Source organism: Acidimicrobiia bacterium, from assembly GCA_029210695.1.
In the GTDB taxonomy this organism is placed as follows: domain Bacteria; phylum Actinomycetota; class Acidimicrobiia; order Spongiisociales; family JAHEDJ01; genus JAHEDJ01.
Genome location: JARGFH010000100.1, coordinates 1 through 7,354, shown reverse-complemented (window position 1 = coordinate 7,354; position 7,354 = coordinate 1). Strand labels below are relative to the sequence as shown.

Here is a 7,354-nt window from a genome sequence, read left to right as displayed (position 1 = left end):
ACAACTAGCATCCAAACCCAACCCAAGGTGAGGAATTTCGATGAGCAACCCTGGGGAATTTCAGCGAGCGGCGTCAGGACCTCATGGCCAGCTTTCTACCAGCCCTCGGCCGAAAAACCTGAGAAATCGCGGGAAAAGGCAGTCCGCCCGTCGGCAGTACTAGTGAAGGACCTACGAGGAACCAAGAAAGGAACAAGAAATGCAACCGCTCGTATTGCTCGATGTAGACGGAGTCATCAACGACCTGGGGGCCCTCTGCGGGGTCGGCCGGTCCCATGAGATAGAGGTGATCCGCTCCAACGGCTACGCCGTTCACATCCCCGCCTACATGCCCGGATTGATCCGGGAGATCACGGGTAACGCCGAAGTGTGGTGGTGCACGACCTGGCGCCAGCGCGCCAACGGTGAGATAGCCGCCCACCTCGGTATCGGGACCCTCCCGGTCGTCGACGACGGCACCAGGGTGCGGAACACGGGATGGAAGGCGGCCGCAGCCAGCAGGCTGATTGCAGAGGCACTCGACCAGGGTCGGCCGGTCTACTGGATCGAGGATTTCTACGGGAATCCTCCCCGGGAGCAGGTTCCGTCGGGTGTCGTCTTCATCGACACGGCCGCCGACACGCACGATCCGGTGTTGCGGCGATCGCAACTTCCGGCCGAACTGCTGGCCGCATGAGCGGCTGAATCTGTCACACCCACCACTCATAGTGAACAAAGGAGAACCAAATGGAGGACAGCATGACCAACACACTCATCATCACCATTTCCGGGGCAGTGGTTGCCACCGCCCTTCTGACCTCACTGGTCATGATTTGGATCACACGGCGCCGAGCACCAGACGGAGCGGCGACAAGTGATCTGGCCGCCGCCGTCGAAACGGCCATGGCCCGACTCCAGGGCGAGGTTGGTGAGCGGGTGCGCTCGCTCGACGAGAAGATCACCGGAGTCGCCAAGGCGTTCATCTCCGACCGGGTGCGAGGCGGGTGGGGTGAGCTCACCCTGCAACGTGTGTTCGAGCAATCCGGCCTGGTCGAAGGACGCGACTTCGAGATGCAGCATGCGGCCGCCAACGGCAAGAGTCCCGACGCGGTGGTGATGTTGCCGGGTGATCGCAAGCTCGTCATCGATTCCAAGTTCCCCCTGGCCCGGTTCAGTGAGGCGCTCGACATCGAAGACGAGGCCGAACGCAACCGTGTGCTCAAGGCGCATGGGTCCGACATCGAGAAAGAGGCGAAGGGGCTCAAGAGTCGCGGCTACCACGACCAGGCGGCCGGAGGGTTCGTCGTCATGTACCTGCCCCACGAAGGCATCTACGTGGCGGCCATGCAGGCCAACCCCGACCTGTTCGAACGGCTGCTCGCCATGCGGGTGTTGCTGGCCGGGCCGACCACGCTGATGGCGCTGCTGGGTGCCGCCGCCCACGTGATGATCGAGCAGCGGACGGTGGTGACCGCTCGGGCCATCGTCGACGACGCTCGCCAACTCCAGCAAAGGCTCACCACCTTCATGGGGCATTTCGAAACGGTCGGCAAACGGCTGGGTGGAGCCGTCGAGGCCTATAACAGCTCGGTCGGCTCGTGGACTGCTCGGGTCGCTCCGCAGGCCGCCCGGTTGGCCGATCACGCCGGCGCCGCAGAGCTGCCGGCTCCGTCACCAATCGACTCAACCCCACGAAGAGAGGAGGTACTGCGCGGCACCACCGAACTGAAAGAGACCGCATAACCAGAACCGAACGGGCGGCTCACCCCGCACCACAGGAAGGAAACCAATCATGAAAGACAACACCAACACCCCGGCGCCGATCCACATCTCGGTCGTGCTCGACCGATCCGGCTCAATGAGTGACATCGCCGACGACGTCGTCGGAGGTTTCAATCAATGGCTCTCCGAACAACGGAAACAGGAAGGAGCTGTGACCGTCACCCTCGCCCAGTTCGACTCAGACGGCCCGTTCGAAGTCCTGATCGATGACGTCCCCTTGCGGGAGGTCACCGACCTCGAACGGGCCGCCTTCCAGCCGCGGGGGATGACGCCGCTGTACGACGCGGTCGGGCGGATGGTCGGACGGATCGACGCCGGCATCGCCCGCCGTCACGACCTCGAACTCGACCGCGAGGACCAGGTAGTGGTGATCATCACCGACGGCTACGAGAACGCCAGCCGGGAACAGACCCGGAAGACGGTGTTCGACATGATCGAGGAACGCAAGCAGCGGGGCTGGGTGTTCGTCTTTCTCGGCGCCAACCAGGACGTCTACGAGGCCGGCGAAGCGATGTCGATATCGCAGGGCAACCTCAAGAGCTGGGCGCAGACCAAGGCCGGCACCAAGCAGATGTTCCAGGACCTGTCGAAGTCGACCTCGGCCCACCGCTCTCGAACCCGACAGCAGCGTCTGGCGAGCAGCGAGGAGTTCTTCGAGGAGGACAAGTCGGACGAACCCTCCAACGGCTGAGCAGCTCTCCGGGTCGTGGCGGGAGGGGGGCCCGCCACCACCCGGATCCAGGGCAGTGGACCGGCTCGTTGACGTGCCTTTCAGGGGCCAGGGAAGCGGAGAACGAATGTGAGAACGGTTCGGGTCTCAGAAATCGATTCCGGCGCGGATGACTAGCGACTTGATCGCTGAGGCTTGCCGCACGTCTATCGAGACGGCCAGTTCACCAGCTCCAACCAATGACGACGGGCGTCTGGAACCCAATAAGCGGTGGCTTTCTCGCAGCCGAAGACGGGCCAGGTGTTTCCACTGTAATTTGGTACTCGGACGTTGGCCCGTTTGCGGATTCGGAGTTCTCCGTTTTCGAATCCGACATTGAGTGGCTAGCCGATCAGGCGACAACTGTTGTTAGCAGTTGACGTACCTGATCGGGTTCCTGCCTCCTCGCTCGGGTACATATTCAGTTACGTCGGCGAAGATGTATCGCTTTTCCATCTCGGTGTCTCTGTGTCCGACGAATCCGTATCGCCCATCTCGGGTAGGCACTTTGGCGATATCAGCCTCTGTGGGTTTGATCCATTCTTCGATCTTGTAGACCGCTCTGACCACCCCGCCGTAGACAGCCATGGCGTATTCGGCACCTTCTCTCCTGGACCCCAGCCTCCACCACATCCTCGTCGTTTTGTACATGTCCTCGTGCTTCATCCCGTGCGTGAACCGGCGTGAGCGGATCAGGATCACCCGGTGGTCGGGATCGAACTCGACGGGTCTGGCACAGTACAGGGCGTTGACGTCATCGACGCTCATCCGCCCATACGCCTCGGTGCCGTGGCCGGCCTTTAGGATGGCCAGATTCGAGATTCCGAGTAGATCCATGGCAGCAGCCTCCACATGAAACGCCTCGGCCTCCATCAATCCGTGTCGCAGGACCTCGATCCTTACGTCGTGCCCGGAACCCTCGATCTCCCGGATCGTTGCCAGCTTTTCGTAATCGCCCATCGAGTCTTTGGTGGTCCTTCGGGCTTCTGAGATGTGGGAGAAACAACGATCTTCTTTCCCCTTGCCCACATAGAAGATCCGATCGTCCCTCGGATCGGCCAGCAGGTAGACGTAGTAGTCGAGTTTCTCTGAGACTCCTGGTCTCCAAGCCATGTAGAGATGATGGCACCAATTGCCGACAGATGCCTGAAGCGGTCATCGAGGACGTTGCGTGACGCTGTAACAGTTTGCAGTCGCTCTGATGGTCCTGTCAGCACAGGCGAATTTCCCAGGACGACCCCGCTGATCCATATCGGACCTTCGTAAGGAGAGTGATGGGGGCCGCTGCTCAGCGACCTAGGGCGTCGTGCTCAATGGGGTGCAGGTCGGTCTGGTGGGCTTGAGACGAACGGTCAAAACGGGGTGACTTACGATCTCTTGGAGAGGATTTGCAGCTAACAAGGTGGCAGGTCGGAATGGTTCCCGACGTGGTCTTCGCACCGAGGTTTCTTTGGGAGCGGCACTGTCGCGGCGGCACTCTGCTTAAACCGCAGGTCATCAAGTCGTCGCCGGCCCGGCCGATAACGAGCGAGTGAGCGTCAAGGTCCTTCGTCTTCGCTATTCCGGCAAATGCGTAGCTTGCGGTCGTGCCCTCGCCAAAGGAACACAGGCGGCCTGGGATGACTCGACCAGGACGATCACCTGCGATACCTGCCGCAACGGCAGTCCGCCGGCCGACCCGTTCGCCGGGCCCAACATCTCAGAGAGTGAAGCCGGCACATCGGCTCAGCGAATGTACGAGCGACGGCATTCCAACTTCGAGCGGCAGGTCAGAGAGCAACATCCGATCATCGGGGGCATGCTCCTGGCGACCGCCAGTGACCAATCGGTGGAGGCCTGGTCGAAGGGGGCCAAAGGCGAACGCTCGCTCGGTGCCCGGCTCGACCGGCTGTCCAACGTCTGGGTGCTCCACGATCGACTCATACCCGGGACCAAAGCGAACATCGACCATCTGGTCGTGGCCCCGACCGGCGTATGGGTGGTAGACGCCAAGCGCTACAAGGGGCGGATCGAACGACGTAGCGATGGACCCTTCGGGCTTGGGTCCAGTCGACTCTTCGTGGGAACCCGGGACCGCACCAAGCTCATCGGAGGCGTCCAGGGACAGGTCGAAGTGGTCCGACGCTTGGTCCCCGATGAGACGCCGGTGCGCGGCGCATTGTGTTTCGTTGATGGTGACTGGTCGCTGTTCAGCGCTCCGTTCACCATTGGCGGTGTCGCCGTGCACTGGCCCAAATCGCTGGGCAAAGCGCTCGAGGTCGACGGCCCCCTTGCCCGGCCCGCGCGAGGCCAACTCGCCGAACGCCTCGATCAACACTTCCGCCCGGCGGCGCACACGTAGCCCTGCTCAGCACGGATTCGATCCGTCTGAGTGACGCTTTCCGTGCGGAGCGGCGTGACACCTGGAGCGATCAGTCGTTGGCAGACCATTCTCGACCACAACTGCCATGATCTGTTGGCTATGTGGGCGGTCGTGCGCCTCGCTCTCAAACTGGATCTTTAGCTCGATCTTCGACTCCACGTCCGACCCCAACCTCGCACCCGGGGTGGCGGTCAACAGGGACGGTGGAATCGGTTGGCATTAGAACCAGATGGTCGAGTCGTCGCCCCGTTTGCCTCCCTCTGGGAGAGAGCCTGCGATGCCCTTGAGATAGCGGTGTGCCGTCCAGGCCACCGCCGCAGCATCGAGGAGATCATCGGCCGGCACCTCCCCGGCCTGACCCTCGAGGTTGTCCGGGATGGTGATGCCTTCTGACTCCAGAAGTGCCCGCCTCTCGTGCTGACCGTTCCAGGTTTTCTTGCCATGGGCCAGGGGGCTGCCGGCCATGATCCGAAAGGACACCTCCGGATGCACCTCGAATAATTCCGTGCCGAGCTGCTTGAGTTCGTTCACTTCGAGCATCTTGTCTCGGAGGGCGTAGGACTGGGCCGATACCCCTTGGTCCCATACCCGTAGGGCCGTTTCTCGAGCTTCCTTGTAGGTGGCGGCCTCGACAACCGCGCGAGGCGGGACCAGAAACACGCTCGACCTTCGACGGCCCAGCAGCTCGCGTGCGGCGACGTCCGCGGACCGTCGACCATGAGTAGGAAACCCAATGGGTATATCAACACCCACCATGGCATCAGGAGTGGAAGCAATCACCTCGGACATGGTGGAGGCGGCAAAGGCTCTGTGGAAAGCCCCCGATCGGAGCACGACGGCAACCCAGCCGCCCCTCCAGCCGTCGACCCCCACCGCTTCATCTCCCGGCATCACAGGGTCGAGCATAGGCATCCCACCCGGTCACATTGCGTTCCGCGCCGCGCTCAGATGGCCGGGCCAGCTGGTCGGCTTCCGAGAAATGTCACACCCATCTCTTACCTTGAAGGAGTGAGTGGGAATCGGATCGATCAACCGGGGGCACCGAAGGTGTTGACCGGTCCGACGACGTGTGGAGGACTGCGATGAGTGGACGGAGCGAGGTGACGGAGTGCCCGGGCTGTGGGGCCGACCGGGTGGTGGAGCGGGTGTACGGGCTGCCGGGACCGGAGTTGTGGGCGGCCTCGGAGGTCGGTGACGTCTCGCTGGGAGGCTGCGTCATCGGGTTGGACGACCCACCGTTGGGGTGTGCCGAGTGTGAGGCAGGGGTGTGGCCGGACGGACGTTTCCGGCGGCTTCAGTCGGGTCCGGCGGTGCAGAGCATGACGTTGCGGGATTCGGACGGACCGGTCCGTAGCCGGCTGGTGGCCAGTGTGGACCCGTTCGGCGACCTGGTCGTGTCCGGGGAGAACACGGGCGACGACGTGGCCGCCTTGCTGGGTGAACAGACGGTGCGGTTCCGGTTGTCGGTGGAACGCCCATTCGTGGAGGTCGTCGCCACCGCTCTGATCGAGGAACTGATGCCGGACCTCGGTGATGCATTGGACTGGATGGACCGCCACCGGGTCGCCTACACGCTCTACCGGCGGCCGTACCACGGCGAGACACACGGGATGCCGATGCCGGAAACGGCTTTGGAGTTGCCGGATGCAGAACATCCCAAACTGGTGTTGCTGCTACTGCGGGAAGGGTTCGCCTCAGGGGCCATCGCCACCGAAGCCCGGCTGCAATCGCTGCTCGAATACCACGGGATGCCGGTACGGTTCGAGCTGAACGGTGAGGCGTGACCGGGCATCGGTCTGAGCACGGCGGGCGGATCGCTCAGATTCTCGGCGAAAGCGGAGTCGGACTCGAAGCCATCTAGGCGTCTGGAGGGAAGGCATGAGTAGGCGAAGCAGAACGGTGAATCTCTCCGAACGGGTCCCGGGACGTCTGGAGGCCATGTTCGATCCGGATGGGAGTCTCACGCTCGAAGGGCAGGCGTTGGGCAGTAGTGGAGCCGACTACGAATACTGGTTCACGTTCGAAGTCGCCAATATCGATCGCCTGTTCGCCAGATTGCTGGAGACATCCTTCCCAACCCTCGCTGAAGCACTCGAGTGGGTGAACGGTCAGCGGATCGGAAAAATGACCGTCGAGCAACTGGGTCGAGGACACCACTCCCCCACGTCGACCAGATACGGTCGCAGCCTGCTCGCCGCCATACCCTCCGACCGCCACACGCCTCTGCTACTCGTCCTGCTCCGCGAGAGCTTCACAACCGGACCGTTCCACAACAGCACCGCCTTCCGGGATTGGCTGGAACTCAGACACGTTCCGTTCAAGTTCTCTAACTACTTCTAGAAGCGGCATTAGGAGCACGTCTGGCGCCAGGTGACGCTTTTCTGGCGAACCGTCTGTCCCGGGTGGGCGCTGTTTGCCCAAGGCGAACGTGGTGTCGAGCGCAGTTGTGAGGATATGGGGGTAATCGGGGGCGGGTTTCTTGGACGATGGGTGGGGGGTCTGGGACTCTGTGTGGTGGCCCC

8 protein-coding genes are annotated in these 7,354 nt (G+C 62.5%); 6 read left to right on the top strand and 2 right to left on the bottom strand.

The window, feature by feature from the left end; translation table 11 throughout:
- The first annotated feature begins 199 nt into the window (after nucleotides 1-199).
- The 3 genes from P1T08_17855 (at nucleotide 200) to P1T08_17845 (ending at nucleotide 2,452) form a co-directional block, all read left to right on the top strand.
- On the top strand, nucleotides 200-676 hold the full coding sequence (locus P1T08_17855; protein MDF1597947.1) for a hypothetical protein: 477 nt from the start codon (nucleotides 200-202) through the stop codon (nucleotides 674-676).
- A gap of 62 nt (nucleotides 677-738) precedes the next feature.
- On the top strand, nucleotides 739-1,722 hold the full coding sequence (locus P1T08_17850) for a DNA recombination protein RmuC (protein MDF1597946.1): 984 nt from the start codon (nucleotides 739-741) through the stop codon (nucleotides 1,720-1,722).
- 49 nt (nucleotides 1,723-1,771) lie between these two features.
- Nucleotides 1,772-2,452: a VWA domain-containing protein gene (locus P1T08_17845; GenBank protein MDF1597945.1), complete on the top strand. Its 681-nt coding sequence runs from the start codon at nucleotides 1,772-1,774 to the stop codon at nucleotides 2,450-2,452.
- A 387-nt stretch (nucleotides 2,453-2,839) separates the two neighbouring features.
- Here P1T08_17845 and P1T08_17840 read toward each other — a convergent pair whose 3' ends face one another.
- Nucleotides 2,840-3,583 (bottom strand): hypothetical protein, encoded by a 744-nt coding sequence (locus tag P1T08_17840; protein ID MDF1597944.1) that lies wholly within the window; start codon nucleotides 3,581-3,583, stop codon nucleotides 2,840-2,842.
- 418 nt (nucleotides 3,584-4,001) lie between these two features.
- On the opposite strand from P1T08_17840, the gene P1T08_17835 reads away from it, so the two are divergent.
- On the top strand, nucleotides 4,002-4,811 hold the full coding sequence (locus P1T08_17835) for a nuclease-related domain-containing protein (GenBank protein ID MDF1597943.1): 810 nt from the start codon (nucleotides 4,002-4,004) through the stop codon (nucleotides 4,809-4,811).
- A 240-nt stretch (nucleotides 4,812-5,051) separates the two neighbouring features.
- On the opposite strand, the gene P1T08_17830 is transcribed toward P1T08_17835, so the two are convergent.
- The gene (locus tag P1T08_17830; protein MDF1597942.1) at nucleotides 5,052-5,738 is read right to left on the bottom strand and encodes a DUF429 domain-containing protein; all 687 of its coding nucleotides are present in this window, start codon (nucleotides 5,736-5,738) and stop codon (nucleotides 5,052-5,054) included.
- Between the two features lie 176 nt (nucleotides 5,739-5,914).
- On the opposite strand from P1T08_17830, the gene P1T08_17825 reads away from it, so the two are divergent.
- Together P1T08_17825 and P1T08_17820 are read left to right on the top strand one after the other, a co-directional pair.
- Complete coding sequence (locus P1T08_17825) at nucleotides 5,915-6,616, top strand: hypothetical protein (protein ID MDF1597941.1); 702 nt, start codon at nucleotides 5,915-5,917, stop codon at nucleotides 6,614-6,616.
- A 94-nt stretch (nucleotides 6,617-6,710) separates the two neighbouring features.
- A complete protein-coding gene (locus P1T08_17820) occupies nucleotides 6,711-7,172 on the top strand; it encodes a hypothetical protein (protein MDF1597940.1) in 462 nt (153 codons plus the stop codon).
- The last annotated feature ends 182 nt before the right edge of the window (nucleotides 7,173-7,354 follow it).